This window comes from Paenibacillus sp. FSL K6-4396 (assembly GCF_038002525.1).
Classification (GTDB): domain Bacteria; phylum Bacillota; class Bacilli; order Paenibacillales; family Paenibacillaceae; genus Paenibacillus; species Paenibacillus amylolyticus_B.
In genome coordinates, this window is record NZ_JBBOCR010000001.1 from 2,752,440 (window position 1) to 2,775,684 (window position 23,245).

Annotated in this window: 16 protein-coding genes; 13 read left to right on the forward strand and 3 right to left on the reverse strand. The window is 45.7% G+C overall.

Annotation, left to right across the window (positions count from 1 at the left end; genetic code table 11):
- The first annotated feature begins 76 nt into the window (after positions 1-76).
- A complete protein-coding gene (gene infC / locus MHB85_RS12630) occupies positions 77-568 on the forward strand; it encodes a translation initiation factor IF-3 (protein ID WP_192132107.1) in 492 nt (163 codons plus the stop codon).
- Between the two features lie 185 nt (positions 569-753).
- On the opposite strand, the gene MHB85_RS12635 is transcribed toward infC, so the two are convergent.
- Positions 754-1,578: a protein-glutamine gamma-glutamyltransferase gene (locus MHB85_RS12635; RefSeq protein ID WP_341073013.1), complete on the reverse strand. Its 825-nt coding sequence runs from the start codon at positions 1,576-1,578 to the stop codon at positions 754-756.
- 272 nt (positions 1,579-1,850) lie between these two features.
- On the opposite strand from MHB85_RS12635, the gene MHB85_RS12640 reads away from it, so the two are divergent.
- Positions 1,851-4,598, forward strand: a complete 2,748-nt coding sequence (locus tag MHB85_RS12640) for a PAS domain-containing hybrid sensor histidine kinase/response regulator (protein ID WP_179198542.1) — start codon at positions 1,851-1,853, stop codon at positions 4,596-4,598.
- Positions 4,599-4,647: 49 nt separating this feature from the next.
- Here MHB85_RS12640 and MHB85_RS12645 read toward each other — a convergent pair whose 3' ends face one another.
- Together MHB85_RS12645 and MHB85_RS12650 are read right to left on the reverse strand one after the other, a co-directional pair.
- Positions 4,648-4,860 (reverse strand): hypothetical protein, encoded by a 213-nt coding sequence (locus MHB85_RS12645; protein ID WP_017688899.1) that lies wholly within the window; start codon positions 4,858-4,860, stop codon positions 4,648-4,650.
- Positions 4,861-4,979: 119 nt separating this feature from the next.
- Positions 4,980-5,735, reverse strand: coding sequence for a DUF3153 domain-containing protein (locus MHB85_RS12650; RefSeq protein WP_206759550.1), 756 nt, complete (start codon positions 5,733-5,735; stop codon positions 4,980-4,982).
- A 606-nt stretch (positions 5,736-6,341) separates the two neighbouring features.
- Here MHB85_RS12650 and MHB85_RS12655 point away from each other — a divergent pair.
- From MHB85_RS12655 to treC, 11 genes are all read left to right on the forward strand, one after another.
- The gene (locus MHB85_RS12655) at positions 6,342-8,036 is read left to right on the forward strand and encodes a M3 family oligoendopeptidase (RefSeq protein WP_341073014.1); all 1,695 of its coding nucleotides are present in this window, start codon (positions 6,342-6,344) and stop codon (positions 8,034-8,036) included.
- Positions 8,037-8,286: 250 nt separating this feature from the next.
- Positions 8,287-9,438 (forward strand): iron-containing alcohol dehydrogenase, encoded by a 1,152-nt coding sequence (locus MHB85_RS12660; protein WP_091016916.1) that lies wholly within the window; start codon positions 8,287-8,289, stop codon positions 9,436-9,438.
- A 565-nt stretch (positions 9,439-10,003) separates the two neighbouring features.
- Positions 10,004-11,173, forward strand: coding sequence for a glucose-1-phosphate adenylyltransferase (locus MHB85_RS12665; protein ID WP_274599260.1), 1,170 nt, complete (start codon positions 10,004-10,006; stop codon positions 11,171-11,173).
- Between the two features lie 26 nt (positions 11,174-11,199).
- The gene (gene glgD / locus MHB85_RS12670) at positions 11,200-12,303 is read left to right on the forward strand and encodes a glucose-1-phosphate adenylyltransferase subunit GlgD (protein ID WP_341073015.1); all 1,104 of its coding nucleotides are present in this window, start codon (positions 11,200-11,202) and stop codon (positions 12,301-12,303) included.
- Between the two features lie 358 nt (positions 12,304-12,661).
- Positions 12,662-15,094 (forward strand): glycogen/starch/alpha-glucan phosphorylase, encoded by a 2,433-nt coding sequence (locus MHB85_RS12675; protein WP_341073016.1) that lies wholly within the window; start codon positions 12,662-12,664, stop codon positions 15,092-15,094.
- Positions 15,095-15,359: 265 nt separating this feature from the next.
- Positions 15,360-16,229, forward strand: coding sequence for an effector binding domain-containing protein (locus tag MHB85_RS12680; protein ID WP_091016912.1), 870 nt, complete (start codon positions 15,360-15,362; stop codon positions 16,227-16,229).
- Between the two features lie 41 nt (positions 16,230-16,270).
- On the forward strand, positions 16,271-16,729 hold the full coding sequence (locus MHB85_RS12685; RefSeq protein ID WP_091016910.1) for a VanZ family protein: 459 nt from the start codon (positions 16,271-16,273) through the stop codon (positions 16,727-16,729).
- A 330-nt stretch (positions 16,730-17,059) separates the two neighbouring features.
- Entirely contained in the window at positions 17,060-18,751 is a 1,692-nt protein-coding gene (locus MHB85_RS12690) for a glycoside hydrolase family 13 protein (protein ID WP_341073018.1), read from the forward strand.
- A gap of 96 nt (positions 18,752-18,847) precedes the next feature.
- The gene (locus MHB85_RS12695; RefSeq protein ID WP_341073020.1) at positions 18,848-19,540 is read left to right on the forward strand and encodes a metal-dependent hydrolase; all 693 of its coding nucleotides are present in this window, start codon (positions 18,848-18,850) and stop codon (positions 19,538-19,540) included.
- Between the two features lie 238 nt (positions 19,541-19,778).
- Complete coding sequence (dctA, locus tag MHB85_RS12700; protein ID WP_192132021.1) at positions 19,779-21,134, forward strand: C4-dicarboxylate transporter DctA; 1,356 nt, start codon at positions 19,779-19,781, stop codon at positions 21,132-21,134.
- A gap of 365 nt (positions 21,135-21,499) precedes the next feature.
- A complete protein-coding gene (gene treC, locus MHB85_RS12705) occupies positions 21,500-23,221 on the forward strand; it encodes an alpha,alpha-phosphotrehalase (protein WP_192132023.1) in 1,722 nt (573 codons plus the stop codon).
- The last annotated feature ends 24 nt before the right edge of the window (positions 23,222-23,245 follow it).

A 23,245-nucleotide genomic window follows, 5' to 3' on the forward strand; every position in this document is an offset into this window, starting at 1 on the left:
AAGTAGCAACACCATCCTAGCCTGCTCTGATCCGTAAATGGTCAGGACAGGCTTTTGATGTAGAGGAGGAAGAATCATGATCAAAAATGAAAAGATCAAAGCAGCCGAAGTGCAGCTGACCGGCCTGAATGGTGAAGATCTGGGTGTCATGTCCACGCAGGAAGCACTTCTACTCGCGAAGCAGCATAAGGTAGATCTGGTGTGCTTGTCCTTGATGACAAGTCCACCGCCATGCAAGCTGATTGGAGCTGGAGCGGCCAAAGAGGAAGCGCAGCAGGCGAAGAAAAAAGCGAGTAAATCCCCCGATAAACGTAAAGTAAAGGAAATTCGCTTGAACCTTGCGATGGAGGATCATGACCGGGATACGAAGCAATCTCAAGCGGAGCGCATTCTGAAGAAGGGTGATTCGGTAAAACTCGTCATCCAGGTGCATGGAGCTAAAGAAGGAGTTGCAGGCAAGGAGTGGGCTGAACAACTGAGCAAATCGCTAGCTGAATTCGGTAGCAAAACGACAGGTGTTCAGGTAAGTGGTAAACAGGTTGTTGTGCAACTGGACCCTAATGTGTAAACTGCTTGGAGCGATCCTCGATGTAGCACAAAGGTAAGGAATGTCGATACAGTAATGATCTTTTAGATGTAAAGAAAGCCCAATGAGGTGGCAGGCTAACTGCTGCTGTATTGGGCTTGTTTGTCATCACTTGGATTGAGGTATTGTTCACAATTTAATGCAAAAGCCGTTTCTGTTCCAGTAGTTCAGCTGCGTAAATAACGGCTGCCACCAAGAAGTACATATAACTGCCCAGGTAATACAGGCGTGGAACCAGCGGCCATATTATTCTGGCTGTTTTTGGCGAATCGGGATAAATAAAAGAAGTCCGGATAGATCACCATATCCATTAAGTAGGCGGAGACCCGGCTACCTGGAACGCGGAACTGATTCAGGGTACGTATAATTTCTTCGCCGCGTGCAATACCAATGCCATGACCATAATACCAGTTCTCACGCAGCATGAACGTATTCTCTCCCTGCCACTCGGGGGTTTCCGGAGAAACATCCGGATTTTTGAAATACAGCACATCTCCTGGCAGGGCGGTTTCGCTACCGTTTTTTTCGGTTAATCGCAGGTCACTGTCATAATGCCAGTCAAAGAGTAACAGATTTCGAAACAGGGAATTAAAGGCGTCTTCGCGAATGCTTCTCAGCACGCCACCATACAGCACAATAACGGTAGCTGTTGCACATTCAAAGGCATATAAGTGTCCATTCCTCCAGATATCCCGGATACCGTCGGCGGGGGTCACGTTTGATCTTAGCTCGAACCCACCCTCCGCATTACGATTCCAGAAGGCAGGATTACATCTGGATTTTTCAAAGGATGCAAAACTCACACCGCTTCGATCCAATCCTTCCGCTGCATCCACGAGAGAGCCCCTCAAGTCCCACTCAAAACGAAGATGATCCATGGATTGGTACACATACCTTGTAGGACGATCCTGTAGTTGCTGTAACCAATACCATTCAAAATCAGACCATTCCGAGCGGTTCAGCAGGGCGGGTTGATTTGCGACAATGATCATGATCCATAACCTCCGTTCCTATTCGAATATTCAACATTGTATAATCGGGAGAGCACGGGTATTGTGTAGTATATGACGTGATGTGTTCGAATTGGTATGTACATAATGAAAGTTGTCAGCATCCAAAATTAAAAATGTCGATTCATGCAGGAATTTTGTCCGATCTCGTTTATCAATCATGGCATTTGGGGTAGTACTCTATAGATGAAGTTATGTTCAGGTCGATCTATTCATACGGAATACATTCAGATTCTTATAAAGGAGGACATGTAATGTCGAAATCCATTACAGAGAGCCGATCTCTGTTCGAACAATTGTATACGCACGCACCAATCGGCATTGCTGTCGCATCGCATGTAAATGGACGGTGGTTGCAGCTTAATCCTGCATTTTGCGAGATGCTTGCATACAGTGAAGATGAACTGCTCGATACTTCAGTTGTACATATGATCTACGAAGAAGATCTGCACATGGAGGAATTCCGCAGCAAATTCTGGGAAATGACCCATAAAACAAGTGAGATGTACGAGACGGAGGTTCGCCTGAAACGCAAGGACGGTTCGTTATTATGGGCAACCATTAGAGCTTGCATCGTACGGGATGAAACGAGTGGTGAACCTTTGTATCTGCTCGTACAAGCTGCTGATATTACGAAACAAAAAGATGCAGAGGAAATCCTCATTGTGCAACGTAAGCAATTGGAAGAGAGCAGTCGCATCTCTCGCCTGCTCGCGGAGTCTTCACTGGACTTGATTGCAATACATGATGCCGATTCCAGTCGTACATTTAAATATGTATCGAATGCATGTAAAAACATGTTGGGCTATGAGCCAGAAGAAATTATAGGTAAGCCGGGAACATTTGTTATCTATCCGGAGGATGTGCCTTTGGTTGAAGCGTACGTAGAAGAGCAGAGAAAGGGGCTGGCTCCCAAACGGATCAGTTATCGCCTGTTACATAAGGATGGATCTACGGTATGGGCAGATACAATTACACACTATGTATATGACAGTGCAGGTGAATTGATGGAGATCGTCGCCGTAACACGGGATATCACAGCCAGCCAGCAACAACAGTTAAGCATGCAGGAGTACAGATCGTTATTTGACTGTAATCCCCTAGGTGTGGCTTCTCTTGATCTGGAAGGGAATTTGCTGAAAGCCAATATGGGTCAGGAACAGTTGACAGGACACACCAAGGAGGAGCTGCTCAGTCGGCCTTTTGATCACCTCATTGATCCTGTGGATCTGGAGAAGACTCGATATCATTTTGAGGAAACGGTGAAGGGCACTGCACAGAGCTACGAGATAGGCTTGATCCACAAAAATGGACAGCGAATTGAAACCAATGTGATTAATGTTCCTATTATACTTGAGGAAAAGGTTGTAGGAGTCTATGGGATTACCAGTGATATTACAGAGTCCAAACGTTATGTTGAAGAAATCGAAAATCTTAGTTATGAACGGGCATTGATTTTGAATGGCATGTCTGAGGGTGTTATTGGACTGGACCTGGAAGGGAATCTGAACTTTGCCAATCCGGCCGCTGCGGAGATCATGAACTTCTGTCCAAGTGAAATGAACGGCAAACCTCTTGAACAGATGATGATCCAGATGCAGAGCGAAGGTATCCCTTACCCATCCAAGGATACACCCATTCTACAGGCTGTTCGTGAGGGACGAGGTCTGCCGCGTACCGAATCCGTTTTTTGGAGGCAGGATGGGTCAAGTTTCCTGGCGGAGTTCCAGTTGAAGCCGATTATTGATCAGGGTAGAACCCGCGGAGCAGTGATGGTTTTCCGTGATATGACATCTGTTAAGGACATCATACGTGCCAAAGAAGCAGCAGAGGATGCAGACCGAGCAAAGTCCGAGTTTCTCGCCATCATGAGTCATGAGCTTCGTACGCCATTAAATGGCATCATGGGCATGGCCCATCTGTTAATGGAAACCGAGCTGGATGATGAACAGAAAGGTTTTGCGGAAATCATGATTGATAGCGGCGAATCCCTGTTGTACATTTTGAACGAAATTTTGGATTTCAGCAAAATCGAAGCAGGCAAAATGGATCTTGAGCGCGCACCTGTAGATATTAAGACGATGTTGGGTGGGGTGATCGAGCTGTTTGCACTGAAGGCCTCAGAGAAAAATATTGAACTCTATTGTGAAGTGTCGGATCACATTCCTGAACGCATTCGAGGGGATGAGACACGAATCCGGCAGATTTTGATTAATCTGGTGGGTAACGCTGTTAAATTCACAGAGCAGGGCCGTATTAAGGTGAGCGTAGGTGCTGATTACTCAGATGAGCATGGTCAGGATAACCTGATGTTGACCTTTAAGGTGAGAGATACGGGGATCGGCATTCCAATAGAAAAGCAGCATCAATTGTTCCAATCCTTCTCACAGCTTGATCCGGCCATCAATCGTAAGTTTGGCGGGACAGGTCTGGGCCTTGCGATCAGCAAAAAACTGGTGGAATTAATGGGCGGAGCGATTGGCGTACAGAGTGAGATCGGTGAGGGGGCAGAATTCCAGTTCACCCTCGTAGTGGAGCAGTGGTTAGAGGAAAGTATCGACCCGATTGAAATCACCACAAATGAGGATTTGCAATTGGATCGAGCTAGTCTTGCCCACGACATCAAAATTTTGATTGCTGAGGATCAAGCGGTCAACAGTCATCTGTTGGAGGAGATGCTGCGCAAGTTTGGCGGAGTCTGTGATATCGTTGAGAATGGTGCACAGGCCGTCGATTCATTGAACCAGGTTCAATATGACCTGGTGTTTATGGATATTCAAATGCCAGTTATGGATGGGATTGAAGCGACCTGCCACATCAGACAGAGCCGCCCAGACATACCGGTTATTGCAGCGATTACAGCTTTTGCAGGCGCTGGTGACCGTGAGGAGTGTCTGAAATGCGGGATGCAGGACTTTATCAGCAAACCGTTTCATTCCACGGAGATTAGCCGCGTACTGAATACATGGGTTCCATATATTCGCTCTCAAAGGGTAACGTAACAGAAAAATAACCTGTGCCTTGAATTCAAGGTACAGGTTATTCTGTCATTTACGACCAGCCTCCGATTAAACCGGAGAGAGTCACACATTCGTCATCTTCCAAATCTGCAATCAGAGTGAGTTCTTCGTTGTCTTGTGGATCAACGGAGAATAATTCACGGCGTCCGTCCTCATGCACAATAATGACTAACTGATGGCCGCCCTTTGTATCAAACTGGTACTTAACTCCGATACCAGGTAGTGGGCATTCGCGGATATTCATGAAACCTGTCACCTCTTTAGCTTTGCTTAATGAAAAAATTAACCGTTCACACAGTACGGATGTATTCTACTATCCATAACACCGTTTGGCAAGTCACAAATAAAATTGGTGTGAAGGAATTAATTTTTTCCGTGATGTGATCTTGCACTATGGCGCTGTCTGGCCCGTCTGCGACGAACAAAAAACCAAATAAGCAGAGCAACGATTAATAATAGGCCAATGACTGCAATGATGATGATGTTCCGGATATTGGGAACCTGTACAGTCAGATCCAGTTTATTCATCTGGAGGGGGGAAACGTGCCAAATAAGCGTTTTTCCGCCATCCTCCACCTGATCTGCATTGGAATCGGCTGCCTTGATGGGCAAAGACAACTTAAAGTCAAAGTTAACATCTTTTAACAAGAGGTTTTTAAGAAAGCTAGGCACCTTGTTCATTTGATTTTTGATCTCACCATCGGGCATGGATTCCATGAGATCCGCTTCTGCTGTAATGTGCATCTTGGAAGTGAAGAAGCCGGGTGAAGTTGATTGTTCAACTTTGATCCCTTGTGGTAACTCGGATGTATCAAAGCTGGTCGTATTGTTTTTTTCAAAATGAGTGGTCGCTGTGAGTTGCTTCTGATCGCCCTGTTCCGAAACCTCTGCCTGGAAGTTATTTCGATTCAATGCATCTGCGATCAGAGGCATGAGATTGTCTTGTCCAATTTTTCCAAGAGCGGAGTTCTTTACGTTGAGATTGAGATCCAGATCCGTTGATCCATCCATATTCACCGTTAGATGGGCTTCTCCATCAGCACAGGCGGATAAAATCGATAACATAAGGGCTAATAAAACAGTAAGAAATAGCTGACGTAAGGGGATGCGAGTTGACATGTCTTTCAACCTTTCTGCGTAAAAATCCAAATTCCATTTCATAGAAGTATAGTATACACCGTAAGCACGGCGGATGAAACTTTGAACCGTGCAGTGAGGTACGTATGATTTAGTGTGATCGGGGAAATAATCCATTTATTAAAATTAAAGATTTCGTATTTTTGTCAATGTTCGGTCAATTCAAACGGCGCTTCACCGTGTACACTAGTAGTAGTGTGATGAATATACGGAAGCAGGGAGGTTACATTCATGACATATATCATTATTATGGCTGTTATTATGGTCGTGGGCATGGTCGGAATGGGCTGGTTCTATCAGATTATGGATAAAGACCAAAGCTAGTATTGTTTAAATGTGAAAAGAAGAGAGACAACCTATAAGCTGGCTTCGCTAACGCGAGGCGGGCTTATTTGTGTGGGGAAAAATTTTGAGGCACTGACCTTACATTAGCACGTAATATTTGTAACCATTCATGTTGTACAATTTGACCGATGGACAAATATTTTTCGTAAAGATGGGATTTTTTAGCTGCTCTTTTGTATAATAGGGGGTAGTTTAACTCGGGATACTCTCGAGATTCTGCCAAACAGGAAAGGGTGTACATAAATGAAATTTAGTGAGTATACGTATACACGTCCGAATCTGGAACACATCAAGACATCTTTCCGTGAGCTGTTGAGCGGTTTTGAAGCTGCGGCAACGGTTGAAGAACAGAGTGGGTTCATGGATCAGATTAACACGCTGCGCAGTGATTTTGAGACACAAGCCCAATTGGTCTACATCCGTCATTCCATTGATACCAATGATGAGTTTTACAAGGCGGAGAACGAATTTCTGGACGAGAATGCACCCATTGTGCAGGAATATATTACGGATTTTTACCGTGCACTGGTTAACTCCAAATTCCGCAATGAATTGGAACAAAAATGGGGTTCACAGCTGTTCCAGCTGGCGGATCTTTCACTGAAAACATTCAGCCCGGAGATTATTGAAGAACTCCAGAAGGAGAACAAACTTTCCACAGAATACAATCAGTTGATTGCATCGGCCAAAATTCCGTTCGAAGGTGAAGAGCGCACGTTGCCACAGTTGCATCCATTTGAATTGTCCACGGATCGCTCCATGCGGGAGCGTGCTTCGGAAGCCAGATACACTTTCATGGCTGAACATGAAGCTGAATTCGATCGCATTTACGATGAACTGGTTAAAGTACGTACACAGATCGCGAAGAAACTGGGTTATCCAAGCTATGTCGAACTCGGCTATGATCGCATGAACCGTACGGATTACAACGCAGAGATGGTTGCCAACTTCCGTGCGCAAGTTCGTGATTATATCGTACCTGTGGCGACCAAGCTCAGAGAGCGTCAGCGTAATCGGATCGATGTGGATACGTTGTATTATTACGATCAGGGCTTCAGCTTCAAGACGGGTAACCCGACACCTAAGGGTGACGCGGACTGGATTATTGATAATGGTAAAAAAATGTACGCTGAATTATCACCAGAGACAGATGCATTTTTCCAGATGATGACCGAAAACGAGCTTATGGATCTGGTAAGCAAAAAAGGTAAACAGGGCGGCGGATATTGTACGTTCCTGAACGATTACAAAGTGCCGTTTATCTTCTCCAACTTCAACGGTACCTCCGGTGATATTGATGTGTTGACACATGAAGCAGGTCATGCTTTCCAGGTGTATGAGAGCCGTGATTTTGCAGTGCCTGAATACAACTGGCCGACATATGAATCGGCTGAAATTCATTCCATGAGTATGGAGTTATTCACATGGCCGTGGATGCAGTTGTTTTTCAAGGAAGATACGGACAAGTACAAGTTTGATCACCTGTCTTCTGGTCTGTTGTTCATTCCGTATGGTGTAGCTGTGGATGAATTCCAGCATTTTGTGTATGCGAACCCGGATGCAACTCCAACGGAGCGCAAGCAGGCTTGGCGCAACATTGAGAAGACCTATCTGCCACACATCAATTACAAAGATAATGCGTATTTGGAGCAAGGTGGTTTCTGGCATAAACAGGGTCATATTTTCTCATCGCCATTCTATTACATTGACTATACGTTAGCACAAATCTGTGCATTCCAGTTCTGGAAACGCAGCAATGAGGACATGAAGTCCGCATGGGCCGACTATCTGACATTGTGCAAAGCGGGAGGAAGCCTGTCCTTCACCGGATTGGTTGAATTGGCTGGATTGAACTCTCCATTCGAGGATGGTTGTGTATCCTCCGTAATTGGCGATATTGAGGCATGGCTTGACGGTGTGAACGATAAGGCGCTGTAAGCTTTCGTAAGGATAAGGATGTTTCAATGAAAGTACCTTCGTAAGGTATAAGTAGTGGATAAAGCTTTAAAATTGATAGGCAAGACGGCTTGGATACCTTCGGGTGTCTGGGTCGTCTTTTTCATTACGGGTAAAAATCAACCTCCAGTGTAACATTTATCGGATTCATTGTGATTTATTTCACTATATCTGAAAACGGATTCAGTTACAATGGAGATAGTAAATCAGGGGTTACAGGAGGCTGGTTCAGATGGCAACACATGCATATTATGTTCCGCCCGTGAACTTGATGGGTAGAGGGTGTTTACAGGAAGCCGGTCAGATGATTGAACAGATGGGTATCCGCAAAGCGTTGGTCGTAAGTGATCGTCAATTGATTGCTTCAGGCGTTGCAGAGCAGGTACTGTCTATATTAAGAAAATCAGGGTTAGACTATGTCGTATATGATGAGGTTCAGCCTAATCCAACATGTCAGAATGTACATGACGGACTTCGAGTATTCCAGGATCATGGCTGTGACGCCATTATATCGATAGGCGGAGGTTCACCGCAGGATGCTGCCAAAGGCATTGGCATTGTAGCTACCAACGGTGGGCATATCCGTGAATATGAAGGATTTCATCAATCGAAACATAAGTCCGTGCCACTTGTGGCTGTAAACACAACGGCTGGCACATCGAGCGAGGTGACAATAAACTACGTGATTACAGATGAGGAACGTAAAGTGAAGATGGTAATGGTGGACCGCAATAGTCTGGTCTCCCTGTCGGTTAATGATCCGGAGCTGATGCTCAGCAAACCTGCAAGTCTCACAGCGGCCACAGGAATGGATGCGTTGACCCATGCCGTAGAAGCGATGGTTACACCGGGTGGATTTACAGTGACAAGTGCGACAGCTGCAGCAGCTGTTGAACTGATCTTTGAATACTTGCCAAGAGCCGTGAGAGACGGCAGTGATCTGGAAGCGCGGGAACATATGACCTATGCGTGTTTCCTTGGCGGGATTGCTTTTAATAATGCGGGTCTGGGTTATGTTCATGCGATGGCGCATCAACTGGGTGGCGTATATGATCTGCCGCACGGTGTGTGTAACGCAATGTTACTCCCCTATGTGGAAGAGTTAAACGCCAAGCATGTACCCGGCAAATTCCGTCATATTGCTAAGGCAATTGGTATGGATGTGAAAGGCAGAAGCGATGAGGAGTGCTCAGATTACGTCATTGAGGCCATACGTCAGCTATCAAAGGAAGTCGGGATCCCTGAGAAACTGTCTGAACTGGGTGTAAAAGATCCCGATGTGGAACTGCTTGCCGATAACGCGATGAAAGATGCATGTGCACCCGGCAATCCCTATCAACCGTCCAAGGATGAAGTGATGGAGCTGTTTCGCAAAATTATATAGACTGATTCAGAAACGGATACACTAAAGTACGATCCTGTTGAAGCTAGAGGATCATGGACCAAGCAGGGTCAGAATAACAGACAAAATGAGCCGGGATCGAAAGTCGGCTTTTTTGTCATGTGGACTCATTCTTTTTACTTATTTTTCCACTTAATGATTGCACAATAACTAAAGGAGTTTGATTCCCTTTTATCGAATACAATATGAATAACAGCGGCACGAGAAAGGGTAATTTCACCCGCAACTTGATGTCGATGTTTTCCAGTAAGATTCCCCAGTCCGTTTCGTGTTTAATGTTAAATAGGAGTAGTCTATTACATTGTTCACGAGCTACACCTTAAGTTCTGCATCTAACATTCACCTCTGTAAGGCAGTCAAGCAATTCTACACCAGCATCATCTCTATTTCAGGCTTTACAATCCAAAAAGTTTAACTGCAACAAGATTCACCGGTTACACATCTGTACAGCATGCTCCTAATCAAGACAACAGTGTCCACACAACAGAATATCGATTATGGGCTCTGAAATGAATCAGAACGAATGCACGTGGAGGAGGCTGTAATGATGGCGAAAAAAGAAGTTGTAGCGATGCTACTTGCCGGAGGGCAAGGTAAGAGGTTAAAAGGATTAACGAAATCACTGGCTAAGCCAGCAGTATATTTTGGCGGTACGTACCGGATTATTGATTTTCCGCTAAGTAACTGCTCTAACTCGGGTATTGATACAGTGGGCGTATTAACTCAATATGAACCACTTGTCCTGCACTCCTATATTGGTATCGGCAGTGACTGGGATCTGGACCGTAAAAATGGCGGAGTATACGTACTTCCTCCCCATGAACGTGAAGACGGAAGCAGTTGGTACCGTGGAACAGCAGATGCCATCTTCCGTAACCTGAACTTTATTGAACAATTCGATCCTGAGCATGTGCTCATTCTGTCAGGAGATCATATCTATAAGATGGACTACGAAAAAATGCTCCAGTATCACAAAGATAAAGATGCGGATTGCACCATATCGGTCATTGATGTCTCATTGGAAGAAGCCAGCCGATTCGGGGTGCTGAACACCAACGATGACTATAGCATCTATGAATTTGAAGAAAAACCTCCTGAGCCCAAGAGCACACTGGCTTCCATGGGTATCTATCTCTTCAAGTGGGATGTACTGAAACGTTTCCTGATCCAGGATGAACAACAGGCATCCACCTCCTATGATTTTGGTAAAGATATTATTCCTTTGTTGCTTGAAAACGAAAAATCCTTATATGCATATCCATTCGAAGGTTATTGGAAAGACGTAGGTACCATTCGCAGTCTGTGGGAATCCAATATGGACCTGTTAGACGAAGACACACCATTTAATCTGAATGATCCGGACTGGCGTATTTTCACACGTAATCCGAACCAACCTGCACAATATATCTCACCTTCGGGCAAGGTACGGAATTGTATTATTAGTGAAGGCACAGTAGTGCATGGTGAGGTCAACCATTCTGTTCTGTTCTACGGAATTGAAGTTGGTGAGAACAGTGCTGTCATCGATTCGGTGATCATGCCAAGAGTGAAAATCGGGCAAAATGTACGCATTTATCGAGCTATTATCGCAGAAGGATTGGTTATTCCCGATGGAACACAGATTTCGCCTGCACCGGAAGATGAGAGTGATATATTGCTCGTGGATCAGGAAGAACTGGAACGTCAGCTTCGCCAAGGAATAACCAGCAAGGCCTAATTGAAGTCAAAAGGACGGTGCATGCGATGAAACAATTGATTGGAGTTATTAACCTTGACCATGAACTTGAGGAATTGAAGGAATTGACGTACTTTCGCTGCGGAGCCGCGGTGCCTTATGCCGGGCGTTACCGTCTGATCGATTTTGTACTATCCAATATGATGAATGCAGGAATCGAGAGTATTGGTGTGTTTGTCCGTCGCAAGTATCGCTCTCTGATGGACCATCTTGGTGACGGTAAGCCTTGGGATTTGGATCGCAAGCATGGGGGCATGTTTATTTTGCCACCAGACTGGAACGATCCAACAGATACATCACAAGGTGATTTGCAGCATTTCCATAACAATTTGGACTTTTTCCACAGAGGGGCAGGGCAATATGTTGTGCATGCGGGCAGTCGCCATGTAACCAAAGCAGACCTCCAGGATGTCTACAAGTATCACATCAGTAAAGGAGCTGACGTTACACTGGTCTGCAAAAAGGTAGATCAGCTGCTTCCTGAGCATGACGCCTGTGTCAAAGTTGATCATGACGGTGACGGTAACGTGGTGGACATTCACCAAAGCGCTAATCACCCGAATATATATACAGAAATTTTCATCATGGAAAAAGAATTGTTCTTGCGCCAGGTGCAGCGTTGTATTGATCATGGCGAGAGCCATTTCTTCCGGGATGTGATTCAAAAAAATCCGGATGGATTGAATATCGCTGCCTATGCATATGATGGCTATCACGCAGTCATCAATTCCATTGACAGTTATTATCGTAACAGTATGGATCTGCTGAACACAGGGCAATATGAACAACTGTTCAAGGAAGATCCGATCCAGACCAAAATTAAATACGAAGCGCCTGCCAAATACCTGGATACCGCCGATGTTAAACATTCACTTCTCGCGAATGGCTGCATTGTGGGTGGAGAGGTGGAGGACAGCATTTTGTTCCGTGGTGTACAGGTGGCCAAGGGTGCCAAAATAAAAGGTTCCATCATCATGCAGAAATGTTACATTGGTGAGGGGACGGTCCTTGAGAATGTCATTCTCGATAAAGACGTGAGGCTGACCGGAGGACAGACGCTGATCGGCGACCCGTCGAATCCATACATTTTAGCGAAAAGTACTATTATCTAATGCCCACACGTAACCGATATCTTCTATAAATATATATAAAATAAAAATCCTGTAGGATGGATTTAAGGTTCATACACTTTCTAAGCATCGGGCCACTGCTAGAGCTCCCTCATACGTGCAAACGTAGTGGAGGAGACGAAATCGATTCTGAAGAAGCGAAGCGTTCGCCTTTATCCCCGGATTTCCCCTTTTAAAAAAGGAATCAAAAAAATCTGGGGATAACAGCGATCATAAGAACGATTCGTCACCGGAACGGGCTTTTAGCCGAAAGTGTAGCACTTAAAGGTTTGGCACTCATGTGCAACTGAGTGTATGAACCGCCACCATCCTGCAGGATTTCCCCGGGAGGAACCTACTTTTGTTTGACAACAAAGAAACGTTCAAGAGTATATTTACACGGAATCTGGTCAGCAAATTGGGCAAACCGATTGAAGAAGCAACACAGGAAGACGTGTACCACGTACTGGGAAGCATGATTCGTGAATATGCAGGCCAGGATTGGGCAGCGTCGAATCAGGGGTTCAAGCAGCGCCAGGATAAACAGGTCTATTACTTCTCGCTGGAATTCCTGATTGGACGTCTGCTCGGGAACAATCTGCTGAATGTGAATGAATTGGAATTGGTGCGTGACAGTTTAGCTGAGCTGGGCTTCTCCTTGGAAGAGATAGAAGAACAGGAGGCGGATGCAGGACTCGGTAATGGAGGTCTGGGACGACTTGCTGCCTGTTTCCTGGATTCACTTGCATCACTCCGATATGCAGGACATGGTTGCGGGATTCGTTATAAATACGGTTTGTTTGAGCAAAAAATCATCAATGGTAATCAGGTAGAGTTACCCGACAATTGGCTGGATAAGGGCAATGAATGGGAAGTCCGCCGTCCAGACAAAAAGGTGGAAGTACAGTTCTGGGGCCGGGTAGAAGCTCATGAGCAGGATGGAGAATATCAGTTTGTTACAAAAGATGCCGAATCGGTTGTCGCCATTCCCTATGACGTGCCTGTCATCGGTTATGGTGAAACCCATGTGAACACATTGCGTCTATGGAGTGCCGAGCCAAAGCGCGAGACTTCACTCGACACCCCTTCGAACTATTACGGCTATCTGGATTATAGCCGTTCGGTTGAATCGATCTCGGAGTTTTTATATCCAGATGATTCCCAGTACGAAGGAAAGTTGCTGCGCTTGAAGCAGCAATACTTCATGTGCTCAGCAGGTGTACAGAGCGCCTTGCGTACGTTCAACAAGCTGGAGCTACCATATGATCGTTTGCCAGATAAAGTGGCCTTCCACATTAATGACACGCATCCAACCTTGGTTATACCAGAACTGATGCGCATCCTGATTGATGTGAAGGGGTACGGCTGGGATGAAGCATGGGATATCACAACCCGTACTGTATCGTATACCAATCATACAACGCTTAGTGAGGCGCTTGAGAAGTGGCCTGTATCCATGATCAGCAGGCTGCTGCCACGAATCTACATGATTATTGAAGAGATCAATAAACGCTTCTGTGGCATGCTGCTGGACCGGTATCCGGGAGATCAGGATCGCATAGGGCATTTGGCGATTGTTGCAAACGATCAGGTACGGATGGCGCATTTGGCGATTGCAGGCAGTCATAGCGTGAATGGTGTTGCTGCTTTGCATACAGAGATTTTGAAAGAGCGCGAGATGGCTCCGTTCTATGAACTTTATCCAGAGCGTTTCAATAATAAAACCAATGGTATCACCCATCGCCGCTGGTTGATACATGCCAATCCAAAACTGTCGGATCTGATTACGGATACAATCGGTAACGATTGGATAACAGAGCCGGGCAAGCTGGACCTGTTGGCTGGCTTTGCGGATAATACATCATTCCAAGAGCAGTTCCGTTTGATTAAGCGGGATAACAAGGAGCGGCTTGCTGCGTATATTCTGGGTCATACCGGGACAGCAGTGAATCCGGATTCCATCTTTGATGTACAGGTGAAGAGGCTGCACGGGTACAAACGTCAACTGTTGAACATTCTGCATGTTATGCATCTGTATAACCGGCTTAAGAATGATGCTTCGTTTGATATGGTGCCACGTACGTTCATCTTTGGTGCCAAGGCAGCGCCGAGTTATTATTTTGCCAAGAAAATTATTAAGCTGATCAACACCGTGGCTGACACAGTGAATCGGGATGCGGCCGTAAATGACCGCTTGAAGGTATTTTTCCTCGAAAATTATTCCGTCTCTCTCGCAGAGAAGATCATTCCCGCTGCCGATGTTAGTGAACAGATCTCAACCGCAGGCAAGGAAGCTTCCGGTACGGGCAACATGAAGTTTATGATGAACGGTGCTTTAACGATTGGCACGATGGATGGAGCCAACGTGGAGATGGCGGAGCAGGTTGGGGAAGAAAATATGTTCATCTACGGTCTGCGTGCAGACGAAGTGCTTGAGTATTATCGTTCGGGCAGCTATCGTCCGAATGAGATTGTGCAGCACGATGAACGCATTCGCGAGGTTGTGGAGCAATTAGTGCATCCAGGTGCATTCTGTTATCGTGATGGGGAGTTCTGGGATATTTATGACTCCTTGCTGGCCCATGGTGACGAATACTTTGTATTGCGTGATTTTGCTGCTTATGCTGACGCGCATGCTGCGATTGACCAGGCGTATCGGGATATTCCGGGCTGGACCCGGAAAGCGATATTAAACACGGCTCATTCCGGCATATTCTCAAGTGATCGTACCATTAGTGAGTATGCGACAGATATCTGGGGTATTCACCCCGTGTCCGGGAACTGGAAAGGGTAAGAATAGATTGTTAAACAAACAAATCCCCTTGTTCACAAGAGCCATCTCTGCTGGTAAATCAACCAGCGTAGAGAGCATCTCCTTGTAGAACAAGGGGATTTTTGGCATACAGTGTTTCATAGTATCATTCAACTTGAAGAGAACCGCAACTCGCGTATCTTTCATCATACAAGTTCGCACACAAAATCAAAAAAGTGAACTGGATCTCAGTCATACTACATAAGAAGTCGTTTGATATTTTGAATTAGATAGGGGAGCCGTCACTATGGATCATTACACACAAATTCAGCTTGCTATTGAGTATTTGGAGCAGCATTTGCAAGATGATTTTAATATCAGAGAGACGTCCGCTGCTGCGAACTTTTCGGCGTTTCATTTTCAGCGTTTATTCCAGGCGATCACCGGATTTACGGTACTTGAATATGTGCGCAGACGAAGATTAACGGAAGCTGCAGGGATGCTGCGGGGCACATCGGAAGGCATATTGGACATTGCGATGAGCTTTGGCTATCAATCCCAGGAGGCCTTCACCCGTGCATTTTCAACCTACTTTGGAATGACACCCGCGAAGCTGCGTAAGCTGGAAGCGGAGCAGTTGTCTCTTTTGAAGATGCAACAGAGCATTGATTTTAATGATTATCGAACTTCACTTGGTGGAACATTCCACATGAACACACCCCGTCTGGTCACATTGGCACCGAACTGGATCATCGGCTATGAATATAAGACCAACCTGAATGACAATCAGCATTATGCTGAAATACCCGGATTTTATCACGATTTTGGCATGGAACAAAAATTCATGGCAATCCCGGAGAGGACACGCCCTGATATGGCTTACGGTGTGGCCTGTCATTTTGAAGAGGATGGAGCATTTTCTTTTATTGTGGGTGAAGAAAGCAGTGGAGCATCCCAGGTACTTGAACCCGGTTTTACTTCGATTGAAATTCCGGGCGGCTTGTATGCAGAGTTCACCGTGGAAGGCTCCGGGCAGGATATTCGGAAAATGATCTATGGCAGTTGGTTGCCTCAGTCGAACTATGAACGTAGGGAAGGGCCGGACTTTGAAGTGACGGATGTCTGGAAATCGACCCCTGAACAACTGGACATGAAGATCTATATCCCGTTAAAATAGACCTTACCGCTTCGCGGAAATCAAGGTCGGAGGACGGATGGATGAGCGAAAAGTCGTGGCTCCACTCCAAGTGGATGCTGACCATTGTTGCTTGTATGGCAGTGCTCTATATACTGATTATGGGCATTTTACTGTTTGTCAGTGGACGAACACCTAGCATGTATTATCAATATAATCTCGTACCCTTCGAGACGATTCGTCCACTTCTTATGGAGAGGGAGAGGTACAATACAGATACCTGGGTCAAAAACCTGTTTGGCAATATCGTATTGTTCATTCCGCTGGGCATTTGGATCCCATGGTTGTTTCGGAGGTGCCGCACATTCCTGACATTTACATCTACAGTTGTTTTGCTTCTGCTGGGTGTCGAGGTCACACAGTTGATTACACGTGTAGGTTCGTTTGATGTGGATGACATTATTCTGAACACGATCGGTGCCTGGATAGGTTACGCCGGATATAAGTTAGTCTTATGTTCACAAAAAAGGACTCGGAATTGAACCGCAGATCGCGGTCCATGACCGGGTCTTTTTTGCATAAGAACCCTTTCTAATGTTTACAAGGGAATCATTTCGGATAAAACATATTAACGGCTTAATATAGTGAACAGAGATTATATATAAATTGAACTAAACATTTACACGAAACGGAGAGGACAGAAATAACCTGAAGAAGCAATCAGCGTTCGCCTTTATACCCGGATTTCCCCCTTATAAGAGGAATTCATAAAATCTGGTGATAACAGCGGTCGGAAGGTCATTCTGTCATCGGAGTATCCAGTGTAAATATGCTTTAGTTCAATTTATATATTGGATAAAGATGAGAGCGAGGTGGGCGATATCGTTTGGTGGAAAGAGAGTGTGGTATACCAGATTTACCCGAGCAGCTTTAAAGATTCGGACGGGGATGGATATGGCGACTTGCAGGGAATCTATGAGAAGCTTGATTATTTGGAGAATTTGGGCGTAGATGTGATCTGGCTCTGTCCCATTTATGATTCACCAGGACATGATAACGGATATGATATCCGGGATTACTACGGCATTTTACGCAAGTATGGCACGATGGAGGATTTTGATCGATTATTGGCAGAGGCCCACAAGCGTGGTCTCAAGATCATGATGGACCTGGTGCTGAATCATACGTCGGATGAACATGCGTGGTTTGCTGAATCGCGTTCATCAAAGATGAATCCGAAACGGGATTATTATATTTGGCGTTCAGGCAAAAATGGGCAGGTGCCGAATAATTGGGAGTCCTATTTTGGGGGTTCGGTGTGGAAGCATGATCCCGAGACAAATGAATATTATCTGCATCTGTATTCGGAACAGCAACCGGATCTCAACTGGAACAATGCACAGATGGCAGAAGAGATGTATGAGATGGTGCATTGGTGGCTGGAAAAAGGGGTAGACGGATTCCGTTTCGATGCAGTAGCGCATATCGCCAAGGCAGAGGGTCTGCCAAGTGCACACAATCCGGATAATCTGCCGGTGGTTCCAGCGTATCAGCTCTTTTCCAATCTGGAACAGGTACACTCCATCCTGAAGAAACTGAATAACATGATCCTGAAACCCTACGGACCCATGACGGTTGGCGAGACTTCAGGGCTTGGACCTGAGCAGGCCTTGGCTTATGTGGGAACGGATCGTGATGAGCTTAATATGGTATTCCAGTTTGAGCATATGTTTATCGATGCTAAATCCTCCGGAATTGGTAAATGGAACTATAAGGAATGGAAATTGACAGATCTCAAAGAAATCATGAGCCGGTGGCAAACGGTTTTGCATGGTAGAGGCTGGAACGCCAATTATATGGGGAACCATGATCAGCCACGTCCGGTTTCCCGTTTTGGTGATGACGGTAAATATCGGGTGCGTTCTGCTCAGATGCTGGCGACATGGATGCTTACACTCGAAGGGACCCCCTACATCTATCAAGGAGAAGAGATCGGCATGACCAATGTCGCTTTCCCGAATATCGAACAATACCGGGACATCGAGACCAAAAATTATTTCAATCATTACATTGGTCAAGGTAAATCAAAGCATGAAGTTATGCAGGCGATTTGGCTGAAGAGTCGCGATAATGCCCGCACGCCGATGCAATGGGATGAGACGGAACACGCAGGGTTTACCCAGGGTCAGCCGTGGATTCAGGTGAATGATAATTATCCTGAGATTAATGTGGCTGATGCCGAAAGTGATCCGCAATCCATTTTGCATTATTACCGTAAGTTAATTGCGCTTCGCAAACAACATAAAGTGCTTATCTATGGCGCGTATGAATTGCTATTGCCGGATGATCCGGATATCTATGCCTATACCCGAACGCTGGAAGATGAGCAGATGCTGGTCATTCTGAATTTCCGTGGGCATGAGCCTGAGATGCACTGGCCGGAAGGCTGGAATTCCGAGCATGTCAAGCTGATCAGCAGCAATGTAAGCAGACGATATTCTACCGATGAAGGTGCGATTCAGCTTCAGCCGTATGAAGCAAGAGTATATCGTAAGCAGCGGTGAGACGGAGGCTAGCATGATTTTGCGTTGGTGAAGAGCTATGATTTATAATAAATAGTGGTTTCAAATAATCAAAACATATGTTGGGAGGAATCCGAGTTGTTGAATATTACGTTCCATGGTCACTCCAGTGTACAGCTGGGCACAGAAGAAAAGTCACTGATCATTGATCCCTTCCTGCGTGGCAACGAGCTTGCCGTCACGAAGCCTGAAGATATTAAGACCGATGTTGTGTTGCTGACACATGCACATATGGATCACATCCTAGATGCTGAACCTATTGCCAAAGCGAATAACGCCAAAGTTGTGGCTATTGTGGAATTGGCTACATATATGTCCTGGAAAGGTCTGGATACACTCGGCATGAACATGGGCGGAACGGTAGATCTTGATTTTGCTCAAGCCAAAATGATTCAGGCGTTCCATACTTCCGGGATTGTGCTCGAAGAAGAACAACGGATCATGTATGCAGGTTTGCCTGCTGGATATATCATTACTATTGGTGGTAAAACGATTTTGCATGCCGGAGACACAAGTCTCTTCGGGGATATGAAAATGATCGGTGATCGTCATGATATCGATGTTGCCTTCTTGCCGATTGGTGGACATTTCACCATGGGACCTGAGGATGCACTGCAAGCGGCCGAATGGTTTAATGCCAAACTGACCATTCCGGTTCATTATGATACATTCCCGGTGATTCGTCAGGATGCGGAACACTTCGTGCAACAACTGGCTGCAAAAGGGTTGGAAGGACGTGTGCTGGCCCCGGGAGAATCTATTACCCTGTGATGCACATTTAACCCCTGTTCAATAAAAAATGGATTTATGGATAAAGACGAATATCACGTCAAGATAACTGACGTGATATTCGTCTTTTTTCGGTTCCAGGTTCAATTTTCACCGATAGAGTTGGTACAAATGACAAAAACATTGTAATTCCATTGTTGAACTCTCGTTTAGAATGATATAAAAAGTTACACGGAAACCAAACGGAAATCCGAATTGACCGCAAACAGGGGGAGTGTTCATGTCATTTATGAAATCATTATTTTTTCAAATTATTGTAGCGGTAATCATCGGGATTGGCGTTGGCATTCTGTGGCCGGATCTGGGTAGCTTGCTGCAACCGCTCGGAACAGGGTTCATTAAATTGATCAAGATGATCATCGCACCACTGATTTTCATGGTGATTGTAACAGGCATTGCCAAGATCGGTGATCTGAAGTCGGTAGGTCGCATCGGGCTGAAAGCTATCGTGTGGTTCGAGATTGCAACTACAGTGGCGCTGGTACTTGGATTGGGAACAGCCAATCTGCTTCGCCCCGGTGCCGGAATGAACGTGGACCCTTCAACCATAGATGCAAGCGGCATTGAAGCAAAAACCAATGGTTCCGAGTTACCGCATACGGTAGACTTTATCATGAATATTATTCCGACAAGTGTTGTAGATGCCTTTGCACAAAATGCACTTCTGCAAGTACTGCTCGTGGCATGCCTGTTCGGGGTTGCACTGGCAGCAACCGAGAGTAAGGCAAAAGAGAATGTACTGACGCTGATTGAGAACCTGCTCGGAATTGTGTTCCGCATCATTGGTTATATCATGAACCTAGCACCGATTGGTGCATTTGGAGCCATGGCCTATACGGTTGGTGCCTATGGAGCTTCCACATTATCATCCTTTGGTCTGCTAATTCTGGCATGTTACGGCGCAGCACTGCTGTTTCTGGTCATGCTGGCATTGGCTGCCTGGTGGATTACCGGGCTAAATTTCCTGCAATTTGTGAAATATACCCGTTCTGAAGTGATGCTGGCGATTGGAACCGGATCATCGGAAGTGGTGATGCCACGCATGATGGACAAACTAACCAAGGCGGGTTGTGATCGTGCGGTTGTGGGGCTTGTGGTACCGACGGGGTACTCGTTTAATCTGGATGGCGCTTCAATCTATTTATCGTTGGCAACGGTTTTTGTTGCTCAGGCCGTAGGGATTGAACTGACCTTGATGCAGCAAATTACGATTTTACTGGTGTTGATGTTAAGTTCCAAAGGCATGGCAGGAGTGCCTGGCTCCGCATTCTTGGCCCTGTCTGCAACGGCAGTGGCTGTCAATGCTTTTCCGGTAGCAGCGGTTGCTCTACTGCTTGGTGCAGATCGATTCATGGATACAATGCGTGTATTCACCAACCTGATGGGCAACTGTGTCGCAGCATTTGTGGTGGCAAAATGGGAAGGTCTGCTGGATCAGAAGCGAATGCGTGCCGTACTCTCTGGTGAGATCAGTGTTGCTGAACTGGAAAGGGAAGAGCAAGCTGCACTATCTTTATTGAAGTTGAATATGCAGGAAAAACAAGGGAAAGCCTTAGTTTCACCGGAGATGTCGTAAGAAGCGTGGCTCCGCTGTGGTGATTAAGTCAAGACAACAACTTTATAATAACAATCCATTACAACAGTAAAAAAACAGTAGAATACATTTAAAAAGTTCAACCAAGTTAGACCGTCTGTTGCCCGCACCAATGGTGGGAAGAACAGACGGTTTCTTGTTGTCTCAATACAGATATCATTGGGTTCACGAACGCAGGTTCCAAAATAAATGTTACAGAGGAAAGATTTATGGGGAATGTGTAGAAGAGGCGAAGAATATACATATTATAGTTTCAACTTGTATATACATGTTTACTTATGTAATATAGATATGAAGTTAGCCGAGAACATCACATAAGAGCATTACAATTTATTGGAGGCGTTAACATGAGTTCTAATAACACAACTCCGTCATCTTGGTGGAAGACATCAACGGTGTATCAGGTATATCCGAAGAGTTTTAATGATACAACTGGATCGGGTACTGGAGATATTCGTGGATTAACCGAGAAGCTTGATTATTTGCAGCATCTGGGTATCGATATTGTGTGGTTGCAGCCGGTATATGTATCCCCGCAGCATGATAATGGATATGACGTAGCGGACTATTACCGGATTAATCCGGATTATGGGACGATGGAGGATTTTGACGAACTGTTGAAAGGTCTGAAGGCTCGTGATATGAAACTCATGATTGATATCGTGGTGAATCACTCCTCAACCGATCATGAGTGGTTCCAACAATCCCGTTCTTCCAAGGATAATCCGTATCGGGATTATTATATTTGGAAAGATCCTGCCCCGGATGGTGGTGTGCCGAACAACTGGCAATCCAAGTTCGGTGGACCTGCTTGGCAGTTCGATGAACAGACGGGACAATATTTCCTGACTTTATTTGATAAAACGCAGGCAGATCTGAATTGGGAGAATGAAGAAGTACGCAAAGCTGTACGGGATATGATCAAGTTCTGGGCCGAAAAAGGTGTGGATGGTTTCCGTATGGACGTGATTAACCTGATCTCCAAAGATCAGCGTTTCCCTGATGATGATGGCAGCGTGTCACCGGGTGATGGACGCAAATACTACACGGATGGACCGCGTGTGCATGAGTACATCACCGAGATGTACGATGAAGTATTCGGGCCTTACAACATGGTGACGGTAGGGGAAATGTCTTCCACAACACTGGAACATTGTATCCAATATTCGAACCCGGCTTCCCGGGAGTTTTCAATGACGTTTAACTTCCATCACCTGAAAGTGGATTATCCGAATGGTCAGAAGTGGGAACTGATGCCGTATGATTTTGAAGCGATGAAACAGCTCTTCAGTGAGTGGCAGACAGGCATGCAGGCCGGTGGAGGCTGGAACGCGCTGTTCCTGAATAACCATGATCAGCCACGAGCACTGTCCCGATTTGCTGATGATGGTGACTATCGTGCCGAGAGTGCCAAGATGCTTGCAACAACGATACACGGAATGCAAGGTACACCTTATGTCTACCAGGGAGAGGAGATCGGCATGCCGAATCCGGTCTGGAATGACGTTAGCGAGTTCCGTGATATCGAATCGACGAACATGTACCGCCTGCTTCAGGAAGAACGAGGCAAATCCGCTGAAGAAGCATTCCAAATCGTGAAGGAGCGTTCCCGGGACAACTCCCGCACACCGATGCAGTGGAATGGAAGTAAGAACGCCGGATTTACTACCGGAACACCTTGGCTGAAGGTGGATGAGCGGTATCCTTCGATTCACGTGGAACAGCAGCTGGCTGATCCAGATTCGATCTACTACCACTACCGCAAATTGATTGCCCTGCGTAAACAGTTTAACGTGCTGATCGACGGTCTGTATGAACGATTGGACGATGCACACCCGGATGTATTCGCGTACGCACGGACCAATGGAAGTGAAACCCTGATTGTTGTATCCAACTTCAGTAAACGAGACGTTACGTTCTCGCTGCCGGAAGCGGTCTGGAATGATCACATTGCAGGCAAATCAGCAGAGTTACTCATAGGAAATACGGAGGCAACCCCTGCGCTGACGCAGGAAATCTCTCTCAGTCCGTATGCATCCTATATGTGGCTTGTGCCACAACAGGACTAATCACATTTTATAAATAGGAAGTGA